Source organism: Acinetobacter sp. V115_6, assembly GCF_031799025.1.
In the GTDB taxonomy this organism is placed as follows: domain Bacteria; phylum Pseudomonadota; class Gammaproteobacteria; order Pseudomonadales; family Moraxellaceae; genus Acinetobacter; species Acinetobacter pittii.
The window spans coordinates 1435176-1456993 of record NZ_JAVQNO010000021.1 but is presented as its reverse complement, the minus strand read 5'-3'; the positions used below and the strand labels follow the sequence as shown (position 1 = coordinate 1456993).

The 21818-nt window shown below is 35.1% G+C and carries 20 protein-coding genes, 1 other RNA gene and 1 pseudogene; 8 read left to right on the top strand and 14 right to left on the bottom strand.

What is annotated here, in order from left to right:
- Positions 1–38: 38 nt before the first annotated feature.
- Positions 39–911 (bottom strand): YbgF trimerization domain-containing protein, encoded by an 873-nt coding sequence (locus tag RMA94_RS15290; protein WP_311083697.1) that lies wholly within the window; start codon positions 909–911, stop codon positions 39–41.
- A gap of 314 nt (positions 912–1225) precedes the next feature.
- On the opposite strand from RMA94_RS15290, the gene ffs reads away from it, so the two are divergent.
- Positions 1226–1322: signal recognition particle sRNA small type (gene ffs, locus RMA94_RS15285), an RNA gene on the top strand.
- A 13-nt stretch (positions 1323–1335) separates the two neighbouring features.
- Here ffs and RMA94_RS15280 read toward each other — a convergent pair.
- From RMA94_RS15280 to RMA94_RS15265, 4 genes are all read right to left on the bottom strand, one after another.
- Positions 1336–1818: a regulatory protein RecX gene (locus RMA94_RS15280; protein ID WP_311083696.1), complete on the bottom strand. Its 483-nt coding sequence runs from the start codon at positions 1816–1818 to the stop codon at positions 1336–1338.
- Between the two features lie 59 nt (positions 1819–1877).
- The gene (gene recA / locus RMA94_RS15275) at positions 1878–2924 is read right to left on the bottom strand and encodes a recombinase RecA (RefSeq protein ID WP_002115680.1); all 1047 of its coding nucleotides are present in this window, start codon (positions 2922–2924) and stop codon (positions 1878–1880) included.
- A gap of 145 nt (positions 2925–3069) precedes the next feature.
- Complete coding sequence (locus tag RMA94_RS15270) at positions 3070–3498, bottom strand: RNA-binding S4 domain-containing protein (RefSeq protein ID WP_044102169.1); 429 nt, start codon at positions 3496–3498, stop codon at positions 3070–3072.
- A complete protein-coding gene (locus RMA94_RS15265; protein ID WP_311083695.1) occupies positions 3482–4168 on the bottom strand; it encodes an HAD-IA family hydrolase in 687 nt (228 codons plus the stop codon). The genes RMA94_RS15270 and RMA94_RS15265 overlap by 17 nt, the downstream gene beginning before the upstream one ends.
- A gap of 424 nt (positions 4169–4592) precedes the next feature.
- On the opposite strand from RMA94_RS15265, the gene RMA94_RS15260 reads away from it, so the two are divergent.
- A complete protein-coding gene (locus tag RMA94_RS15260; protein WP_025465974.1) occupies positions 4593–4886 on the top strand; it encodes a hypothetical protein in 294 nt (97 codons plus the stop codon).
- 33 nt (positions 4887–4919) lie between these two features.
- Here RMA94_RS15260 and RMA94_RS15255 read toward each other — a convergent pair whose 3' ends face one another.
- Complete coding sequence (locus tag RMA94_RS15255; RefSeq protein WP_311083694.1) at positions 4920–5459, bottom strand: GNAT family N-acetyltransferase; 540 nt, start codon at positions 5457–5459, stop codon at positions 4920–4922.
- A 29-nt stretch (positions 5460–5488) separates the two neighbouring features.
- The gene (gigD, locus tag RMA94_RS15250; RefSeq protein WP_004791887.1) at positions 5489–5938 is read right to left on the bottom strand and encodes an Lrp/AsnC family transcriptional regulator GigD; all 450 of its coding nucleotides are present in this window, start codon (positions 5936–5938) and stop codon (positions 5489–5491) included.
- Positions 5939–6085: 147 nt separating this feature from the next.
- Here gigD and kynU point away from each other — a divergent pair, with 147 nt between their 5' ends.
- The 5 genes from kynU (at position 6086) to RMA94_RS15225 (ending at position 12167) form a co-directional block, all read left to right on the top strand.
- On the top strand, positions 6086–7336 hold the full coding sequence (gene kynU / locus RMA94_RS15245) for a kynureninase (protein WP_311083693.1): 1251 nt from the start codon (positions 6086–6088) through the stop codon (positions 7334–7336).
- A 40-nt stretch (positions 7337–7376) separates the two neighbouring features.
- The gene (locus RMA94_RS15240; protein WP_311083692.1) at positions 7377–8783 is read left to right on the top strand and encodes an amino acid permease; all 1407 of its coding nucleotides are present in this window, start codon (positions 7377–7379) and stop codon (positions 8781–8783) included.
- A 7-nt stretch (positions 8784–8790) separates the two neighbouring features.
- The gene (locus tag RMA94_RS15235) at positions 8791–9537 is read left to right on the top strand and encodes an alpha/beta hydrolase (RefSeq protein WP_311083691.1); all 747 of its coding nucleotides are present in this window, start codon (positions 8791–8793) and stop codon (positions 9535–9537) included.
- Positions 9538–10141: 604 nt separating this feature from the next.
- On the top strand, positions 10142–10417 hold the full coding sequence (locus tag RMA94_RS15230; RefSeq protein WP_078224162.1) for a DUF6527 family protein: 276 nt from the start codon (positions 10142–10144) through the stop codon (positions 10415–10417).
- A gap of 568 nt (positions 10418–10985) precedes the next feature.
- On the top strand, positions 10986–12167 hold the full coding sequence (locus RMA94_RS15225) for a S8 family peptidase (protein WP_311083690.1): 1182 nt from the start codon (positions 10986–10988) through the stop codon (positions 12165–12167).
- A gap of 41 nt (positions 12168–12208) precedes the next feature.
- Here the strand turns inward: RMA94_RS15225 and RMA94_RS15220 are convergent, their stop codons facing one another.
- Complete coding sequence (locus RMA94_RS15220; protein WP_311083689.1) at positions 12209–13663, bottom strand: SulP family inorganic anion transporter; 1455 nt, start codon at positions 13661–13663, stop codon at positions 12209–12211.
- 226 nt (positions 13664–13889) lie between these two features.
- Positions 13890–14522, bottom strand: a complete 633-nt coding sequence (locus RMA94_RS15215) for an SOS response-associated peptidase family protein (protein ID WP_311083688.1) — start codon at positions 14520–14522, stop codon at positions 13890–13892.
- 392 nt (positions 14523–14914) lie between these two features.
- Here RMA94_RS15215 and RMA94_RS15210 point away from each other — a divergent pair, with 392 nt between their 5' ends.
- The gene (locus RMA94_RS15210) at positions 14915–16351 is read left to right on the top strand and encodes a glucose/sorbosone family PQQ-dependent dehydrogenase (RefSeq protein WP_064784803.1); all 1437 of its coding nucleotides are present in this window, start codon (positions 14915–14917) and stop codon (positions 16349–16351) included.
- A 53-nt stretch (positions 16352–16404) separates the two neighbouring features.
- Here the strand turns inward: RMA94_RS15210 and RMA94_RS15205 are convergent, their stop codons facing one another.
- From RMA94_RS15205 to RMA94_RS15185, 5 genes and pseudogenes are all read right to left on the bottom strand, one after another.
- Positions 16405–16848, bottom strand: coding sequence for a universal stress protein (locus RMA94_RS15205; RefSeq protein WP_002120966.1), 444 nt, complete (start codon positions 16846–16848; stop codon positions 16405–16407).
- Between the two features lie 147 nt (positions 16849–16995).
- Positions 16996–19086 carry an EAL domain-containing protein gene (locus RMA94_RS15200; protein ID WP_311083687.1) on the bottom strand — a complete coding sequence of 697 codons (2091 nt, stop codon included), beginning with the start codon at positions 19084–19086 and terminating at the stop codon, positions 16996–16998.
- 580 nt (positions 19087–19666) lie between these two features.
- Positions 19667–19882: a hypothetical protein gene (locus tag RMA94_RS15195; RefSeq protein WP_002120955.1), complete on the bottom strand. Its 216-nt coding sequence runs from the start codon at positions 19880–19882 to the stop codon at positions 19667–19669.
- Positions 19883–20077: 195 nt separating this feature from the next.
- Positions 20078–20542: a MarR family winged helix-turn-helix transcriptional regulator gene (locus tag RMA94_RS15190; protein ID WP_002121027.1), complete on the bottom strand. Its 465-nt coding sequence runs from the start codon at positions 20540–20542 to the stop codon at positions 20078–20080.
- 854 nt (positions 20543–21396) lie between these two features.
- A pseudogene (locus tag RMA94_RS15185) lies at positions 21397–21676 on the bottom strand (DNA adenine methylase); the annotation flags it as partial.
- Positions 21677–21818: the final 142 nt, after the last annotated feature.

Here is a 21818-nt window from a genome sequence, read left to right as displayed (position 1 = left end):
ACACCGCAATCTGCGGTGTCTTTTTTTCTTAAAAACTTTTATTTATTAAAAAATTTGGCTTCTTCAGATTTTGGATACTGACTTAAGATTTTAGCTTTATATTGGTTTGCTGATACAGTGTTTTTATCAACATCTTTGGCAATACTGTAGAGTTGATAAAGCGCACGAGGAGCTTTACTAGAATTTGGGTATTGCGTAGCGACTACATTATAGTTCTTTTTAGCTTCATTATAATTTACCGGATCAGTTGCTAAATTAAACTCGGCTAACCAAAAATAGGCATTCCCTGTATAAACGCTATTAGGATGATTTTTGATAAAGTTTTGCATTGGAGCAATCGCTTTTTTCGCTCCACCTTGTTTGTAGGCATCTAAAGCGACAGTATAAGCTGCTTTTTCAAGTTCTACAGGGTTCGATTGGTTTTGCGTAGCAGGCGGTGAAGCTGGTTGTGTTACTTGCGTTTGTGAGGGGGGAGTAACTTGACTTGCAGAAGTTGTAGTACTTGCTGCTTTATTGTCGGTAGGTAGAGCTTCTGAGCTGCCAGTAGCTGTAGCATCACTACTTGCTGTATTGTCTGGCGTTGCACTTTCTGGATCTACTTTTTGATTCAGTAATTCTAAACGCTGGTCTAAATCAGTATAGCGATTAGATAAATCTTTTTTCAATTGTTCAATATCATTCGATTGTTCTTCTAACTGCCCGCGTAAGGTACGTATATCATTTTCTAATTGTTGGTTTTTTTGCATCAATTCCCAATTTAAATTACTAGGGACTGAAGCGTTATTCGATGAAGTGTTAGTTGAACTACCACCACTTTGACTTAAACCGCGCGATTCAATTGGAATATTGGCATAGAGAGAAGTAGTGCTCATTAAGGCAATAAATAATAAAGAATGCTTCATCAATCGCATGAGTATAGGTCCATAATTTTATGTAAAAGCTAACTTGAGAAGGGAATATGTAAACTATTCACATTAGCTATCTAAGGTTTTAATTGATCATTGCAATTAAAACAGCTAACAATATAAATGCAAGAATAGTTTACAATCTTCAAGCATATTTTATTCAAAATAAGTATCAAGAAAGAATATAAGATAAGAGTTTCTAGGAATTTATATGTTTTTGACGATGAATTAATCAATTGAAACATAAACTTGCTTAAAATTGAGAAGAAGGCTTGCAACTCTTTTAAAAATCTCTATACTCTGTTTTGCAATGGTAGCCCCGCTGGTGGCTTCGCAATTGTACTCTGTGAACCCCGCCAGGACCGGAAGGTAGCAACGGTAGCAGATCTATGATGTGCCGAAGTTTTGCTAGTGGGGTTGCCACCATCTTCTAATCCGATCTCCGTTGGATTGCCTTCATAATTACATCTAAATCAAATCCTCTATATTGTAAAAACCTCATCTGTTTTGCTTTAAGTTTAGGATCTTTTTCTACTTCTTCACCAAACTTTTTCACTTTAAGTTGATAAGCCTGTTCCACCCAATCAATATTATGAATTTCATCTGCAATTAAATCATTTTCGATTTGTTTAGTTTTTAAAGCTTGTTTGATACGTTTTGGTCCTTTGCCTTTACGAATTTGGCTAGCCAATGTTAGTTCTGCAACGCGTTGGTCACTTTGATAATTTTGCTCAGATAACTCTTCAACAAGTTGCTTAACCTCTTCAGGGTTTTGTGCGTAACGATTCAATTTCTCGATAAGTTCTGCTTTCGAATAATCTCGACGAGTCAATAACGCAAAAGCATATGAGCGCAAACGTTGACCTGTAAGCAAAGAGCGTTGTTGGGGCTGTTCTTCTGTTCTTTTGAACATATATAATATTTCCTTGTAAAAAACGCCCCGAAGGGCGTTTTAAGACTTATAAGCGGTAATTAAGACTCTAATAGAAGATCTTCTTCTTCATCTTCCACCTGTACAGCACCATTAGTACCCGTAGTTAGCAGTTGCTCACGGATAATCTTTTCAATTTCTCCAGCCATTTGAGGGTTCTCTTCAAAGTGGCGGATAACGTTGTTTTTACCTTGGCCAATTTTATTGCCTTGATACGAATACCACGCGCCTGCTTTTTGCACGATATCTTGTTGTACAGCTAAATCTACAAGTTCACCAAGCTGGTTCGTACCTTTACCATATAAGATTTGGAAAATAGCTTCTTTAAAAGGAGGAGCCATTTTATTTTTAACAACTTTAACTCGAGTTTCAGAGCCGATGATTTCATCACCTTCTTTGACTTGACCAATACGGCGGATATCTAAACGTACAGAAGCATAGAACTTTAATGCATTACCACCAGTCGTAGTCTCAGGGCTACCAAACATTACACCAATTTTCATACGGATCTGGTTAATGAAAATAACCATACAGTTCGAGCGTTTAGCGTTACCCGTAATTTTACGTAATGCCTGACTCATTAAACGAGCTTGTAAGCCCATGTGGGAGTCACCCATTTCGCCTTCAATTTCTGCTTTAGGAGTAAGAGCAGCAACTGAGTCGACAACGATTAAATCAATTGCACCAGAGCGAACTAGCATGTCTGCAATCTCGAGTGCTTGTTCACCGTTATCTGGTTGCGATACAAGTAGATTATCAATGTCCACGCCCAGCTTACGTGCATATTGTGGATCTAATGCGTGTTCCGCATCGATAAATGCACAAGTACCACCAGCTTTTTGACATTGTGCAATCGCTTGGAGAGTCATTGTGGTTTTACCAGAAGATTCTGGACCATAAATCTCAACGATACGACCTTTCGGTAAACCACCAATCCCCAATGCAATATCTAAAGTCAAAGAACCTGTAGATACAGCTTCAACTGCTTGAACAGTGTTGTCACCGAGACGCATCACCGTATTTTTGCCAAATTGCTTCTCAATTTGACTTAGCGCGGCTTGTAATGCTTTGCTTTTATTCTCATCCATCTCAAAAACCTCAATACTCTAAGTTCATCACGTTTAACCCAAGTGGATGCATTGAATCTCAACTTGTTTCACAGGGCTAATAGTGACAGATTTTTTCTATAGCTTCTATGTGTTGTCTGTGTGTGTGCGACACAACTCGACGTTTTTATTCATCACCATACGACCAGTGTTGATCATTGTCCTGTTTAAACCGATTAATCTGTCTACGATCCTTTTTACTCGGTCTATGATCAGGTCGAGCAAGATTATGCAATTTTCGTTGGGATGCAATCAACTCCCGTCTAGCAATACTTACTTCTGTTTCTTCATAAAGTTGCTGGGCAACTGGTGCTGGACCACGTGTGTTCGAAAGCGCTTTTACGACAACGGTTTTTTTATCAAAACCTTGTTGAATAATAAGTTCCATTCCAATGCGAATTTCTTTGGAAACTTTTACACGCTCATTATTGTGATGTACTTTACCTCCTTCGATTGCTGCTTTAGCAATTGAACGAGTTTTAAAAAAACGAGCAGCCCATAACCATTTGTCGATACGCATGGTCTCTACAGCATCGTTTTCAAGCGATTTTGACATCATTATCCTTTCTATCAATTTGATTCAATATAGACAGCAATTCTGTAAGTCGATCTAGCGCTTTATATTCTAAATCTTCATGCTTTCTTACATCCTTTAGAGTTGAGGGCTGCAAGATAGTAAACAAGTGCTTGATACCAAATTTTTCAGCTGTTTTTAGTACAGCAGCTGTATCATCAATAAAAATGGTTACGTCTGGGTCAAAAGGGTGTAATTTTTGGAGCTCTTGCCAAAAATGAATATCTTCTTTTGCATAACCAATTTGTTCACTCGATACGATTACGTCAAAGAAGTGTTCAATTGCAACATTATCGAGCTTTAACCGTAAGCTTGCACGATCGGCATTTGTAACTAACCAACAACTATATCCTTGCTTTTTCAGTTCCTGCAGAAGCTCAATACAACCAAACCGAGCTTGAATTTTTGTCTGAAATTCTTGCTGTAATTTGAGTACATCAACGCCTACAGTTTTGGTCCAATAAATTGATGAATACCAAACAAGCGTATGTTTATGTGATTGATAAAACTGATATAGTGTTTTTTGGCTTTGGTCGAGTGGAAGTTGATGTATCTCTGCATGTCGCTTGGGAAGACATTCATTCCAGATGAAATCATCAAAAGCGAGATCTAATAGCGTACCATCCATGTCAAACATTACGATTTTAGACATATCTAAATATCTCCAAAATCATTTAAAGCAAAATTTTTAAGACACATCTACCATATATCCTTTTTAAAATCATTAATTAAAGAAACTTCGAGATATAAAATTAATTTAAAACTCCACCCATTAATTCTTTCAAAAGGTGTTTTGATTAATGTGATGGGTAGGGAGGATAAATGATTTGAAAATTATAGCGTGTAATTTTGAAAAACAAAAAACAATAATAAATGCTTTTTAATAGAAAACTTTTCCTGTGTTTAAAGTAAAAATAGGGAGTCAAAGTTTTGCAATTAAGAAATCTTAAAAGCCATCTATATTTATGGTTAATTTTGCTTACATAGGATACGTATTGACATACATTTTATAAATTGAAGGATACTTGTTTAAAGTTATATTTAAAATTAACCCTAATAAGAATTTAGAGAAAGCAATGAAAATTGGATTTATTGGCGGAGCCAATGACGGTATTGTAATCAATGCTGCTGATGGCCTTGATACTTATAAGCTTGAATGGCATTACAAAGCAGAAAAGCACTGTGAATCACAGCCAACGTTAGGTCTTAATGGGCCTGAGTATGATTACTACAACCTCTTAATACTAAGAAAAAATAAAGAGGCTAAACTCTTTTATGTACTCACTACCATGGGAAAAGATGATATCGCAAGTAAAATCCATGAGTATTGGGAGTGCTCTACATCTGTTGGCTATGATTTCGATGATTAAGAAAATTTTTATTAATAATTTAAAATTTTGACTTTAATCAAACATTAATGAAGAGCTTGTAATTTCATATAACACATGTGCTTTTAGTTGGTGATGGAGAGGAACCTTGGGATGATCAAAGTTTTTAACTTTGTGCATTCCAAGTCTTTCCATGACGGCTTGAGAGGGTGTATTTATGTTAGCGGTAAATGAAACGATCTTATCTAAATTCAGTACATTAAAACCATAGTCTAAAGCCGCTTTTGCTCCTTCAGTTGCATAACCTTGTTTCCAGAAGTCTTTTGCAAGTCGCCACCCAATTTCCTCACATGGGGAAAAGTCAAATTGTTCAGGTTGGCTATGTAAACCAATAAACCCGATAAATTGATGAGTTTCTTTTAATTCTACTGCCCAGAAGCCCCAACCATTTTTATCAATAAGAGATGAAATTTTTTGGATTAAATTATGGCTTTCTTGGGGTGTTAATAGATTTGGGAAAAATTGCATAACATCTTGATCTAAGCCCATTGTTATAAAAGGCTCAACATCACTTTCTTTCCACTGTCTTAAAATTAAACGCTGAGTTTCGATCATGAGATGGCTCTATAATTAAAAATGATGGGTCAAAGTGGCTTTTGCACAATCTTCTGTAAAATGATCTTGGAATTGATGCTCACTACACCTTTTATTTTATTTAAGGTATTAATGACGAAATGAGAAAAAGAACTCAAATCTTTGGTCGCAACGTGTAAAACATAATTAGATTCGCCAGTAATAATATATGCATTAATGACTTCATCAAAATTTTTGATCTGACTTAAAAAGAAGTTGTGATCATTTTCTGTGAGTTGGGCAAGCTTTATTTCGACAATTGCCTCAATTTTTATACCTAGTTTTTCATAATTAACTTTCGCTTGATATTTTTCAATTACACCATTGCTTTCTAAAATTTTAACTCGCCGATGACAAGCTGAAGCCGAAAGGTTAACGAGATCGGCCAGTTCTTGGTTACTTAACCGAGCGTTATCTTGCAAATATTTTAAAATTTTAAGATCAATTGCATCTACATTCATTTTCGAATTTCATCCATGTTTTTTAATTTCAATTCGAATTTTATACGAAAATAGCAAATTTTAATCAAATATTATCGAATAAATCGAAAGAATTGGCATGATAAAATTCAAATACAAAGGAAATGTTGAAAATAGGTGAAATAACAAATGATTACTCACGAACAATGCCTCTATTGGGATCAGGAAGATGAACTCAAAAAGTTTAAAGACGAATTTGCACTACCAGAAAATGTCATTTATTTAGATGGTAATTCTTTGGGTGCAAGACCAAAAAAATCATTAGAGGTTGCTCAGCATATTATTGCAAAAGAGTGGGGTGAGGACCTCATTAATAGTTGGAATAAAGCAGATTGGTGGGGACTACCGACTAGACTCGGAGATAAAGTCGCGCAGCTTATCGGTGCTGAAAAAGGTGAAGTCGTTATTTCAGACTCAACGACCCTAAATTTATTCAAAGTTTTATCAGCAGCGGTAAAAATTCAAGCTGAAAAATTTCCGGAACGTAAAATTATTGTTGCAGAAAAAGATGCCTTTCCAACCGATATTTATATTATTGAAGGCTTTATCGATTTGATTCATCAGGGTTATCAAGTTGAATTGATTGATGGCACCGATGGTTTATCTCGTGTTCTAGCAAAAGATGTGGCGGTAGTTGTTCTTTCTCATGTGAATTATCGGACTGGATATTTCTATGATATGGAATCTATTAATCAACAAATTCACGCTAAAGATGCTTTGATTATTTGGGATTTATGTCACTCGGTTGGTGCGGTGTCTATGGATCTTAATCAGAGCAATAGTGATTTTGCGATTGGTTGTACTTATAAATATTTAAATGGTGGCCCAGGTTCTCCAGCGTTGTTATGGGTAAATCGAAAGCATCGTGATCAGTTCTGGCAACCTCTCTCAGGCTGGTGGAGCCACAAGAAACCTTTTGATATGGCTCAGCACTATGAACCAGCTAACAGTATTCGCCGTTACTTGTGCGGAACTCAACCCATCATTTCTATGAGTCTAATTGAATGTGGTATCGATATTTTCTTACAAGCTGATATGCAACAAATACGTGAGAAATCACTCAAATTAACTGATTTGTTTATTCAACTTGTTCAACAAGAGTGTACCCAGTTTGGTTTTGAACTGATTACCCCTTTAAACCATAAATATCGTGGTAGTCATGTCAGTTATAGACATGAGTTCGGTTATGAAATTATTCAGGCGCTTATTGCGCGTGGGGTAATTGGGGATTATCGAGAGCCGGAAGTATTACGTTTTGGAATTACACCTTTATATCTAGGATTTGAAGATATTTGGAATGCCGTACAACAACTTAAGCAAATTATGCTGAATAGTGAATGGAAAAATGAGCGTTATCTGGTGCGCAGTGAAGTGACCTGATCGTTAGAGATCAATATCAGAAAAATGGCTAGGAGGGCCTATGAGCAGTTTTGATGAAATACAAAATCGAGAAGCGGGTTTACATAAAAAATTATCCGCAAAACAGATGGGAATGATTGCGATTGGTGGAGCGATTGGTACAGGGCTGTTCATGGGAAGCAAGTTCGCAATTAGCTTTGCTGGTCCTGCCGTCATTGTGAGTTATGCCATTGGTGGCTTAATCGCATTTGCTATTATGGCTTGTTTGGCTGAGATGACAGTCCAGCACCCTACGTCAGGCTCATTTGGGGCATATGCTGAGCATTATGTAAGTCCGCTTGCTGGGTTTTTAGTCCGTTATTGTTATTGGGCGTGTATTGTATTAGCGGTCGGTACAGAAATTACAGCAGTTGCTGACTATATGAAATTATGGTTTCCAGATGTCGGTTCCTGGGTCTGGATTGCGTTTTTTTCGCTGACGTTACTTGTGGTTAATGCATATAGTGTTAAAGCTTTTGGATTGGTTGAATATTGGTTTTCGACCATAAAAGTCTTTGCAATTATTGTATTTATTCTTTTAGCAATTGGCATTCTGACTCAAAGTCATGGAGGAACAGCTCAGGTTCTTTCTAATTTAACCGAGCATGGGGGCTTTTTCCCTCATGGTTTTAGTGGAGTCTGGATTGGAGTAATCATTTCAATATTTAGTTATTTAAGTATTGAAATGATCGCTGTTGCAGCAGGTGAGGCTAAAGATCCAGAAAGAGCTGTTAAGAAAGCTTTTAAAAGTACGGCAATTCGCTTAATCCTATTTTATTTGCTGTCTTTATTTCTCATTGTGGCACTTGTTCCTTGGACAACTTTAATTGGAGCCGAAGCGACCAGCCCTTTTGTGATGGTAATGAAAATTGTAGGAATTCCATATGCAGATAGTATTTTAAATTTTATTGTAATTGTCGCGGCCTTATCAGCTATGAATAGTATGCTGTATATCTCAACACGTATGCTATTTAGCTTGTCACGAGCTGGTGATGCACCAAAACTATTTGGCCGTATTAGTCATAATGGTGTACCAATTAATGCGTTGTTATTGTCAGCAGTAGGTATTGGAGTCGCGAGTATTATTTATACCATTAACCCAGCTTCGGCTTTCCCGATCATGATTGCTTTATCTATGTTTGGTGCGTTGTTCACTTGGGGCAGTATTTTTGTTACCCATATGTTTTTTAGAAGGAATATGGCACGAAAAGGAGAACAGTTAAAATTTAAGGTTCCAGCGAGCCAGTTAATTTCACTGTTGGGATTAATCGCAATTTTAAGTATCACTGTCACGACATGGTTTACTAATGAATTCAAGTCAACTTTACAGTTTGGAGTCCCATTAGTTGTTATTCTTACATTTTTCTATTATTTAAAACGTTCATCAGCCAAGCTTGCTTTAAATAGTCATGAAGAATCTTTGAAGTGAGAGACCTATGCGACCATATGACAATGCTAAAACCGTAGCGAATGAACATGAAATATTGGCAGAATTTAAAAGAACAAGCTTGTTGAGCTATCAAAAATTTACCCATATTGCAGATATCCAATATGGTACGCACTCACGGTCAACTTTAGATTTTTTCCCATTAGAGCAAACCAAAAAGACTGTTATTTTTATTCATGGTGGATATTGGCAATGGTGTGATAAATCAGATTTTGCATTCATCGTACCGTATGTTCTAGCAAAAGGAGTCCAGTGCGTTCTTTTAGAATATGATCTGGCCCCACAAAGCAAAATTTCAGATATCGCTTCTCAAATTAATCAAGCTCTCGATTTTATTCGAGAGCAAGACTGGAAAACTAATGAGGTAGTTTTGGTTGGGCATTCGGCAGGGGCGCATCTGGCTGCTTTGTCATTAGGCCATCCACTCATATCTGAGATGGTTTTGTTAAGTGGAATTTATGATTTGGAGCCTATACAAAGTACACATTTAAATCATGCTCTCAATCTTTCAAGCGAAGATATCTTAAAATACAGCCCTGTTCATCAGTCAAAACGAATTACTACTCCATGTTCAATTTTCTGTGGTGAACTCGAACTTGATGAGTTGAAATGGCAAAGCCAAAATTATTTTGAAATGAAGAAAAGGCAAGATCAGGATTTTGTTTCTTTCAAGCTTATTCCTAAAATTAACCATTATTCTATTTTAAATCATTACTTTAATAATATTTTAATTTAAGTGTTTGAAATAGAATGTAATTGAGTAAAGAAAAACAGATTAAACTTATTAGAAGATAAAATGTGAGATAAATCACAACTCAACCTAATTTTTATAAAAATTAAGTATCCTTATTGACCTGACTATAGAACTTAATTAGATTAAAAAGATAGTGCTTTCTCACTAAGCGGCAAAATGTTTAGCTGTTGTTTAGTTGAGTTTCAAGTCCGTAGCTTCCCAAGATGCGGACTTTTTTATTTGATTTTAAAAACAATAAGATAATTCGAATTTTTTCTTGGATATGGCGGTAATATCTATTTAATGATTAATATGAGTTAATCACATAGCCCTCTGCCAAATAAGAAACAAACTAGTATTTGCTTTTCATTATTTAACTGGAATTATCATTTAATTAATGGATTATATAAAATATATTTTACCAAACTAACAAAGTGTGAGATTACACTCGGAACTTCATGAATTTGTCATATAGGTTAGATAAATTAAAAACAGAAAAATAAAAGAGAGAAGGCTATATCACATAATTTAATAATATATAGTATCTGTAAATAAATGGTTTAGTCGGCTCTTATGAGTTGGCTTTTTTATTTTTAAAGGAGTGTTAATGAAAGTACAGTATTTTGAAGGAGGCATGTATAAACATATGTGTCCTGCTTGCGGATATCTTCATTATATTCCTGTACATTATCCTTTCTCTAACGGCAACCAATGGTTTTTTAATGGTAACTTGGAAAAACCGACATTTGATCCCATCATAAGTATAAATGAATATTGTAATTACTTTATTAAAGATGGCTTTATCGAATATAGCGTTAATTGTAGGCATCATTTAGCTGGTTGTAAGGTTGAGCTGCCAGAACTAAAATTAAAAAAACTATAGAATATAATTGATTTTGGTATTTATTAATTATGGCCATTTAAAGGACTGCACATTTCCTTAATTATCATATATTTTTGCAATATATATTTACATATTTGATACTGAACACATATAGTTTAAAAAATTGTAAATCTCTTTTAGTTGAAGGCTATATTATAATTTGCAAGAATTTTCATAACTTACTGTTTTATATTTTTATTTATGGATATCTGGAAATTTTTAAAAAGCTTTAATACAACTGGAACATATCTCATTATTTCTACATTTATATTATTTTTAATGATTATATATTTTTACATTATACATCCTACCTAAACTAAATTATAAATAAAGTAAGATAATTATTTATTCTAAAATGTTTGATGTATTGGTTTATTTGAATTGGTTCTCAATTTTAAATGAAAAAAGATAATAGCATTGTATAGGTCCAAGTTTTATGAAAACATGACGTGGTTATAATATATGGAGAATATAATAAAAATTCCTTTCTAAAGATGTTAATCCCTAAATATAAAGACTGTACTGATCATAACAATGATGTCTAAAGTAAAAAATATGGAGATTTTCTATGAAGTTTTGCCAAGTTTCGACTTTTCTTTTAGCAATAGCGCTGAGTCATTTAACCTATGCTGCACCTGCTACAACAAATTCTGTATTAGGCTCATCTGAAGCAAAAGGAATTATTAAAAATCAATATATTGTTATTCTTAATAAGGATGTGGGTTCTTCTAACGAGTTTGCACAAGGTATTGCTAAACAACATGGTGGGAAGGTATTACAGACCTATGATGTTGTACTTAAAGGATTTGCAATTTATTTACCCGATGTTGCCGGTACTGCTTTTGTTGAAGCAATGAAAAAAAATCCGAAAGTCGTTTCAGTAGAAAATGACACAATCATGAAAGTCGATGCGACTACGCAAAGTAACCCAGATTGGGGACTAGATCGTATTGACCAAAGAAACTTACCTCTAGATTCAGCCTATTCGTACTTACAAACAGGTTCAGGCACAACCGCTTATATTGTTGATACAGGAATATTGTCTACACATCAACAGTTCTCTGGACGGGTATTAAGTGGCTATACCGCGATATCTGATGGAAATGGTACAAGTGACTGTCATGGTCATGGTACACATGTGGCAGGAACAGTTGGTGGTAGTACCTATGGGGTTGCTAAGAACGTAAGTTTAGTACCAATACGAATTTTAGGATGTGATGGATCTGGTGCTTCGAGTAATGTGATTGCGGGGCTAGATTGGATATTGAAAAATGGTAAAAAGCCAGCTGTAGTGAATATGTCTTTAGGTGGTGAAGCAAACACATCTTTAGATAGTGCAGTAGAAAACTTATTTAATAATGGTTATGTAATGGTTGTGGCTGCAGGAAACTCGAATACAGATGCATGTAGTTCTTCTCCTGCCAGAGTAAGTAAGGCAATTACTGTTGCTGCTACAGATAGTACAGATACTCGAGCGAGTTATTCGAATTATGGAAGTTGTGTTGATATTTTTGCGCCCGGAAGCCAGATAAACTCTTCTTGGATTGGGAGTAATACAGCAACTAAAGTTTTAAATGGAACTTCAATGGCTACTCCACATGTGGCTGGTGTGGTGGCTGAAATGTTGCAAAGTACGCCCACTGCAACACCTCAGACAATCTCGACCAATCTTTTAAATCAAGCAAGTAGTAATGTTGTAAAAAATCCTTCAGGTAGCCCAAATCGGTTGCTATATAAATCTGCGCAGTAAAAGCAGTTATTTAAATTAGAAAAGGTCCCGAAGGACCTTTTTTAGATTTTTGCATGAGTACCGTATTTATCAATCATGATTGAGCTGGCTTCATTTAAACCGCGAACCGTTACCTGAATACCGTTCTTTTGAAATTTATTCACAACAGAATCTAACATGGCAACTGAGGTCACATCCCAAATATGAGAATGGGTGAGATCAATAATGACTTCTTTAACATCTTCTTTAAAGTTAAAACCTTGCATAAATTTTTCAGATGAACTGAAAAATATTTGACCTTTTAATTCATATAGACGAGCTTGACCCTCGAATGAAGTTTCAATACGAATATCGTTTTCTAGTTTATTTGCTAAGAAAAGTGCTGAAAGTAATACCCCAGTTAATACACCTAACGCTAAGTTATGGGTAGCAACTACTACAATAACGGTTGCGATCATAACGACATTACTACTTTTAGGATTATTTTTAAATTGAGTCAGTGAACTCCACTCAAAAGTACTAATTGATACCATAATCATGACGGCAACCAGAGCGGCCATGGGAATAACCTTTAACCAGTCACTTAAAAATACAACGAGAATAAGTAAGAATATACCTGCACAAAAAGTGGATAAACGTGTACGACCACCAGATTTTACATTAATCATTGATTGACCAATCATGGCACAACCAGCCATGCCGCCCATAAAACCTGAAGCAATATTTGCGATACCTTGACCTTTACATTCTTGAAATTTATCACTAGATGTATCTGTCATTTCATCAACGATTGTTGCAGTCATCATTGATTCAAGTAAGCCAACCGCGGCAAGGGCTAAAGAATATGGAAGAATAATAAGGAGGGTTTCTAAATTTAAAGGAATATTCGGAATTAGAAATATAGGTAACGTATCTGGTAATGAACCCATATCACCAACCGTTCGAACGTCAAATCCTAAAAAAATAGCGAGTAATGTGACTACTACAATACAAATAAGGGGCGAGGGAAAGAACTTTCCAATTTTTGGAATATAGGGGAAAAGGTAAATAATTCCTAAACCTATTGCTACTAATAAGTAGACATACCATGTAACGCTTATTAATTCCGGTAATTGGGCCATAAAGATGAGTATGGCGAGGGCATTAACGAATCCAATAACCACCGATTTAGAAACAAAACGCATGAGTTTAGCGAGTTTGAAATATCCTGCCAAAATCTGTATAACGCCAGTTAATACTGTTGCTGCAAATAAGTATTGAAGACCATGATCCTTTACAAGCGTTGTCATAACCAAAGCCATTGCGCCTGTAGCCGCCGAAATCATAGCGGGACGACCGCCTACGAAAGAAATAATAACGGCAATACAAAAAGAGGCATATAAACCGACTTTGGGGTCTACACCCGCAATAATTGAAAATGCAATTGCTTCTGGAATTAAAGCAAGACCCACAACAAGACCGGAAAGAATATCTGCGCGGACATTAGAGAACCATTGTTCTCGGACATTCGATAACATGAGAAATAGCCTAAGTTCTAAATTTTGAAAAGGCTAGTGATGTGATATACCAACACAAGCGACTACACCACATCACTAAACAGTAATGAGTTATTTACAATAGATAAGGGTAAATAAACTTAAGGTGGCGTAAGTGTCATAGGTATAGAGAGTTTGAGGCATTTAAAAGTGCCCGAAGAATAGCATAAGTTTTTAAGGCTGACTAACCTAAGTCGACTAAACCGATTTAATCATAATTTTTCATTTCAGCTTTTGGCATTGAGGCAAATTCATTCGCAGGCATATCTAAGAAAAAATCTTTGGCTTCAGAATGAGTGCAGTTGAGCCAATCATTTCTAAGATCGTCTGGTATTACAATAACTGAGCGTTTTTCATCATCCGGTTTATGAAATTGTTTCATAAAAGGGTGATGATCAGCATTGATTGTTAATAGCGACATTGACCTAACTTTCTGTTCATCTATAAGTGTTTCTTCATAGATTGCAGCAAGGGTAAAAGGTTGCCCATCTTGACGGAAAATACCATACCAATGTGCTTTTCCATTGATATATTTAGGTTCATAAATGGCTTCAACAGGAATAAGCGCAAATTGGTCATTTAACCAAGCATGTTTAAAAGAGCGCTTTTGTTGTACTGTCTCTGTTCTGGCATTATAAGTTGCATATTTGAAAGCAATTTCTTTGGCATAAGGGGGAAGCATTCCAAATTTAGCTTTTCTCCACTCAAGCTCATTTTCATTCGATAAAATCAGTGGGCAATCATCACTTGGGAAAATATCCATCTTATATTCAAAAGTAGGTTCAAATAACTCTAATTGATTGGCATGTGTTTTCTTAATAGGTTTAAAGTTTGCACACATAAGGCACCTTCGTTGTAGAAATAGCTCTCAATTACAGCTTCTAACTTTTAGTCTTTAGTGATGTATATTTTTATAATTAGAATTGTCTCTTTGAGTATTAATTTTTAACTATCAATTACTTCGTTAATAAATATTTATTTAACTCATGGGCATTTCAAAAAAGTTCAGATATATAATGAATAGAATAGATAAATCGTATAGTTAAGTTGCTCATCTTAAAGAGAGTTTATTCAGTTTTAATAGCTACTTTTATGCAACAGAGCCTTTCAGAAATTTAGATTTTAATAGGTTCGTTATTCATCATAATACAAATCATATAGAGAACTCTTACAAACCCTTTATTAGAGGTTTAAAAATTCTCGGAAAATTTTGACAATTTATAAGGTGGACACATGAATAAACATTTACTGGCAAAAATTGCTTTATTAGGCGCCGCTCAGCTAGTTACACTCTCAGCATTTGCTGATGTTCCTCTTACTCCATCTCAATTCGCTAAAGCAAAAACAGAAAACTTTGACAAAAAAGTTATTCTGTCTAATTTAAATAAGCCGCATGCTTTGTTATGGGGACCAGATAATCAAATTTGGTTAACAGAGCGCGCAACAGGTAAGATTTTAAGAGTGAATCCAGAGTCGGGTAGTGTAAAAACAGTTTTTCAGGTGCCTGAGATTGTAAATGATGCTGATGGACAAAATGGTTTGTTAGGCTTTGCTTTCCATCCTGATTTTAAAAATATTCCTTATATCTACATTTCAGGTACATTTAAAAATCCGAAATCTACAGATAAAGAATTGCCTAATCAAACTATTATTCGTCGTTATACCTATAATAAATCAACAGATACGCTCGAGAAGCCAGTAGATTTATTGGCAGGATTACCGTCATCGAAAGACCATCAGTCTGGTCGTCTCGTCATTGGTCCAGATCAAAAGATTTATTATACGATTGGTGACCAAGGGCGTAACCAGCTTGCTTATTTATTCTTGCCAAATCAAGCACAACATACGCCAACTCAACAAGAACTGAATGGCAAAGACTATCACACCTATATGGGTAAAGTACTACGCTTAAATCTTGATGGAAGTATTCCAAAGGATAATCCAAGTTTTAACGGGGTGGTTAGCCATATTTATACACTTGGACATCGTAATCCGCAGGGCTTAGCATTCACTCCAAATGGTAAATTGTTGCAGTCTGAACAAGGCCCAAACTCTGACGATGAAATTAACCTCATTGTCAAAGGTGGCAATTATGGTTGGCCAAATGTAGCAGGTTATAAAGATGATAGTGGCTATGCTTATGCAAATTATTCAGCAGCAGCCAATAAGTCAATTAAGGATTTAGCTCAAAATGGAGTAAAAGTAGCCGCAGGGGTTCCTGTAACGAAAGAATCTGAATGGACTGGTAAAAACTTTGTCCCACCATTAAAAACTTTATATACCGTTCAAGATACCTACAACTATAACGATCCAACTTGTGGAGAGATGACCTATATTTGTTGGCCAACAGTTGCGCCGTCATCTGCCTATGTCTATAAGGGCGGTAAAAAAGCAATTACTGGTTGGGAAAATACATTATTGGTTCCATCTTTAAAACGCGGTGTTATTTTCCGTATTAAGTTAGATCCAACTTATAGCACTACTTATGATGACGCTGTACCGATGTTTAAGAGCAACAACCGTTATCGTGATGTGATTGCAAGTCCAGATGGGAATGTCTTATATGTATTAACTGACACTGCCGGAAATGTTCAAAAAGATGATGGCTCAGTAACAAATACATTAGAAAATCCAGGATCTCTCATTAAGTTTACATATAAGGCTAAGTAATACAGGCCATTAAAAAACCGATCTATTAAAGATCGGTTTTTTAGCTTTAGAAACTATTCAGTTACGACTAATACCGGTAAATGAATTTCTCCTAAAAGGGCTTGAGTCACACTTCCTAAGAAGAACTTTTTAAACCCTTTTCGCCCATGTGAGCCAATCACTAATAAATCTGCTTTTAGCTCATTAGCTGCTTTAATAATTTCTGTGTGGATTGTTTGACCCTCAACAATTTTTGTTTCAACAGAAATTCCATGTTGGCTAAATTGTTCTTTAGCTTGGTCTAAAATGCTCTGAATCGATGCTCTAGCTTTATTAAAATAATCCTGTGCTAATTCTGTACTATCAATGAATTCTACAGAAATGAAAGGATCTATGGTAAGTGCATATACTAGAGTCACTTTACTGCCAAAGGCCTTAGCAATTGCTGTTGCATGATTAACGGCAATAAGTGAAGTAGGAGAACCATCGACTGGAACCAAGATATGGTGATAACTCATATATTGCTCCTTATTGTCTTGTGACAATGTATGGTGCGGGAACACCGAAATTATTATCTTTATGCTTATATTATGAACAGTTTTTTTAAAATTATTGTTTATTTTTAGTATGAATAAAAACTAAAAGGTTTATTAAACATCTTATTTTCAAAGATTGTAATGACTTTCTAAGTAAGGCTGATTTTGTTTAAGTATGGAAATAACCTGAGCAGCATCTATAGCAGATTCAAACAAGAACCCTTGGCCTATGCTGTAACCAAATTGTCGAAGTAGTTCTTCTTGTTCAGGAGTTTCAATTCCTTCGGCGATAAGCCCAAGTGATAAATTTGGAGCGAGTAAACCAATTGCTTGGACAATTGCATAGATTGATGGGTCATGTTGCATCTTTTGGATAAAGCTACAATCTACTTTTAAACTGTCAATTGGGTAATCGCGAATATGGGTTAGCGATGAGAAACCAGTCCCAAAGTCGTCAAGTGCAATACGTACCCCATGCTGTTTTAATTTATTAAGTGCACGGATCACATATTCCGAGCCTCGGTCGCCTAGCATGTGCTCAGTGACTTCCACTTCAATATAATGCGTTGGTATTTGAAATTGATTAATCTTTTTCAAAAGTCTCTCAGCATAATTATCTCTTAAGAACTCAACTGGTGCAGCATTTAGTGAAACAGGAAGAGGGGTAATACCAAGAGTTATCCATTTGGCGATATCATGTAAAACTTGATGTTGCATCGTTTCACCGATCTTACTCGCTAAATTATAATCTTTAAAAGCTTCCGCAATTTGTGCAGGGTAGCCTCTTTGAGCTGAGGTTGTATGCCATCTTAATAAAGCTTCAAATCCCACTACACGATGGGTATTTAGGTCTACTTTAGGTTGATAATAGGGTTGGATGGTATGATGGCGAATCAGCTGACGAGCTAAATTAAGCTGAGAAGCGACTGTTTCGGTCATTTGCATCATGCATGGATCATACATGCGAATACCACCACGACCACGCGCTTTTAAATCATGCAATGCCATATCGGCACAACTGAGCAAACCTGACTGGTCTACGGCATCTTGCGGGTAAATTGCGCAGCCAATGCTCATCCCACCATTTAAGACATTTCCTAAATAGGTAATCGGCTGATTTAACTGTTGAAGTAAAATGGCTGCTAACTCTCGGACATCATTTTCAGAATTGAGATTATTAATAATAACCGCAAACTCGTCTCCGCCTAACCGCGCGACAAAGCACTTTTCATCATCTACACAATGACTAAAGCGTTTGGAGAGAACTTTTAATAGATGATCGCCCGCGCTATGCCCTAAAGTATCATTAATATGTTTAAAGTGGTCGAGGTCAATTAAAAGTAACCCTACACTTGTTTGAGTATCTTTTGAATATGAAAGAGTACGCTTAAGTTGAAATTTAAATGAACGCCGATTATATAATCCGGTCAGTTCATCTCTCTCACTCATATTCCTAAGCTGGTTTTCTGCCAAATGTTGTTGAGTAACATTACGTGAGACACAAAGGATTTGTCCAATTTCACCATTTTCCCGATGAATCGGGGTAAGCATATTATCCCAATACTCAGGATCCTGATCTGGCAAACAGCTCATTCCTGCAAATCTAGCAACTTTACCTTGAAGAGCTTTTTTCAAAGCGACTCGACCGCGTTTACGAATGTGCGGTGGTAATAGTTCGAGCCATTTCATTCCAAATTCTGTTTCATCAACAGGTACACCTAAAGCGAGGCACCCTGATTTGTTCATGTGAGAAAGTGTGCCGTCTACATTTAAAACTTTAATGCAATCTACACTGATATCTAACATCTGATTTTGTATCTCAATGTTCTTTTGCAAGTTTTGTTGTTCTTGAATATCATGATCTATATCTAAAAAGCTAACATACCATTCGCTAGTTTGTGAGGAGCTGCGATACTTAGATGCTTGAATCGATAGTTTGCACCATCTATATTGATTTCCAGCTCGTAAAAGTCGACATTTTAATTCGATTCTTTTTTGCAGGCGAATTGCTTCGAGCCATCTGTTTTTGACTTCATCTAAATCGGTAGGATAAATAAAATCTAGCCATTGCGCTGGCAATGGAGAAAAAGTATCCAACCAATATTCTGTACACTCTATATTGCAATATAATATCAAGCCATTTTCATCACTCACCCAAGTTGGGAGTGGAATTTGCTCAACAATAAAATGCTTTTGGGTGTTGTTCGACATTGAAGTCATAACATGCCTAGAAAGATTGTGTTGATTAATCTATTTATTAGCCATTATTGTAATCTTTCTGTAGTAAGCAAAACAGCAAATAATAAATTTTATGTGTATTTTTTTTGAACTAAAATTGAGTTATTAAAACTAATATATACTAAAGATTTAATTTATGTTTTTGTTATTTATTAATTTTTATTTATCTTTCTTTAAAAAAATATTTATGCTTATTTTTGTAAAAAACTTATTAAAACAGCAGCTTATAATTATGCATATATATTTGTCATATTAAAAATAAAACTAAGAAAGTAGAAGGAGTAAAGATAAAAAAATAAAGAATTTGATAAATCAAATTTTATTCATAATATAAACAAAGAAGCTCTCAAAAGAGGTTAATTAAATACAATAATCGCTATTAAGTTTACAAAAGTAATATAAAATAATAGCTTGTATTATCGTAAAATTCTTTTTGTCAAAAAGGATATATATTTCCTTTTTGTGCATTTTATAGCCTACATTTTCCCCAAGATGTAGGTTTTTTTTATGCATAATTTTTATAGATTTTAATTATAAAAATAAAAAAAGCCAAAATGGCTTTTTATACAGTTTCTGGCTTGTTCAACTGTTGTTGTATGTACAGATTCATATAGTACTGTTCGATATAATCATCAGCATAGTTGTTTGCTAAGGTTTTTGTTGCCACTTGCTCATGTTTTAAATAGCAGTTTGATTCAAGGTCTTTTTCAAGTACCCACCAGCTACGGTTAATACGACGTACCTGAAATTTGTCACTTTTGTATTTTCTTTTAGCCATTTTCCGAAATTTGCTATTCAGTTATTGAAAGAGAATTTCTACTGGAGTTAAGAGCTCAAGTCAACAGATGGAAGGTTAATTGATTGTTTTATGTGGGATGCTATTTCTCTTAATATCAAAGTAGAGACATTAAAATAGTTAAGCTCTCGTAATGAGAGCTTTAACTATTGGGTATAAATAGATTCTTATTTCATCTTAGCGAGAAAGGTTCTTTAAAAGTAATTTTAAACTTTCCATCATTTTTTCTAGCTGTAAGGGAGTAATACCTTCAAAAGACTGCTCAAGTACTACACTTGTTAGATCATTGATCTTGTTGATCATTTCGGTCCCTTTTTCTGTAAGTACTACGCGAGTAATACGACCATCAGTTTGGCAAGAGTAAGTTTCAACCAAACCTTCATCTTTCAAACGATAAACGATTTTTGTGGTAGTCGACATTTTTGAAATAATCATATCTGAAAGTTCAGAAACACTCGCATGGGGCTTGCTGCTTAAAGCCAACATGATGCGTCGACGTGAGTTATCTAAACCATATTTTTTTAAAGCATTATCAATGTTTTGTACATATTGAGCATGTACTTGAGTAATCCAATAATATGGAAAATCTTCAAGAGTAAAAGATTCTGTTGTAGGTAAAAAACGCGCATACTTCTTTGTCATTGACTTTTCCCCATACCTTGGTGGATCGCATTCCTGGTGAACTATCTTTAATAGTTGAAAAATATAGTTTCATCAAGCAAGTTATAGCAGGACTTTACTTGATGAGCAAAAGTTATATAGCTTCATTTAACAATGACATGGTTTAATTGTCCTTAACTTTATAAAGCGTTCCTATAACTTTGCGAACTTTAAATACTCTTCAGCTATAATCAAAGATTATTAAAGGTAAAAACTGCTTAACAGGGCTGTACCTAAAACTCTTTGAGTGGATATGTAAGATTGCATCTAAGCTTGCTTGATCGTTAATTGAACGATATTGCTTGCAAGGGCATCGTAGAAAAAAAATTATGATTTGAACGTGGCATTGAACGAGAAAGTTTTTGTCTCTAAAGTCATAACTACGAAAAATCAAGACATTTAAATAATAAATATTTATAAATATCAGTTGTTTAATTTGTTTTATGGTTCGTGAAATTTACCATACATTTAACATGAAACATCTATTATTTAGTGAAATAAATTTGATTTATTTATTAACTTATTGATTATTATATGTAAAATTAAATAGCTGGTGGAATGGTTAATTATATATTTTTAGCTTTTTTGTCTATAAATTATATTTTTAAGAGTTTTTATTTTAGTCAGTGTTTAATTGCCATCTTTGGATGTGCCTAGTTTTTGATTTTTCTGCATAATAAATAAGAAGAATATTGATAACTATAGATGAGTACACTCACCTAATGAACCTTACACATAGCATGTACATTTGAGTATTGAGACTAACTGAAAGCAATGTTATCGCTGAGCAGTTTGTAGTTGTATGGTTAGGTATATCTGTTAGTGCTAATCGTATTTTTTAGCCACTCAAACATTTGTCGACTAACAAGGGTCCATTTAAATTGCCGGATAAACTCTTCTAAATGATTTTGAACAACACGATATAAATAAATTGACGAGATCACCATTAATATCATTGATCACTTCAACTTTTGAACCTTCTGCACGCATAAAAAATAGCGCTGCACCACCCGCGAAAAGTTCTATATAACATTGATGTTCTGGTATTTTTTTAATAAGTTGCGACACAAGTCGACGTTTACCGCCAAGCCACGGAACAATCGGGCTAGTTTTCATACAATCACCTAATTCAAAGCGTTAGAAATTTTGTTAACCTAACGTTGCTATGTACATGGCAACGGGGCTTTGCTTTTGACAGGCTAATTGTCGAGAGGGGCTATTCTTGTTCCAGCAAGTCTAGTCACCCCGGGTTTTTAAT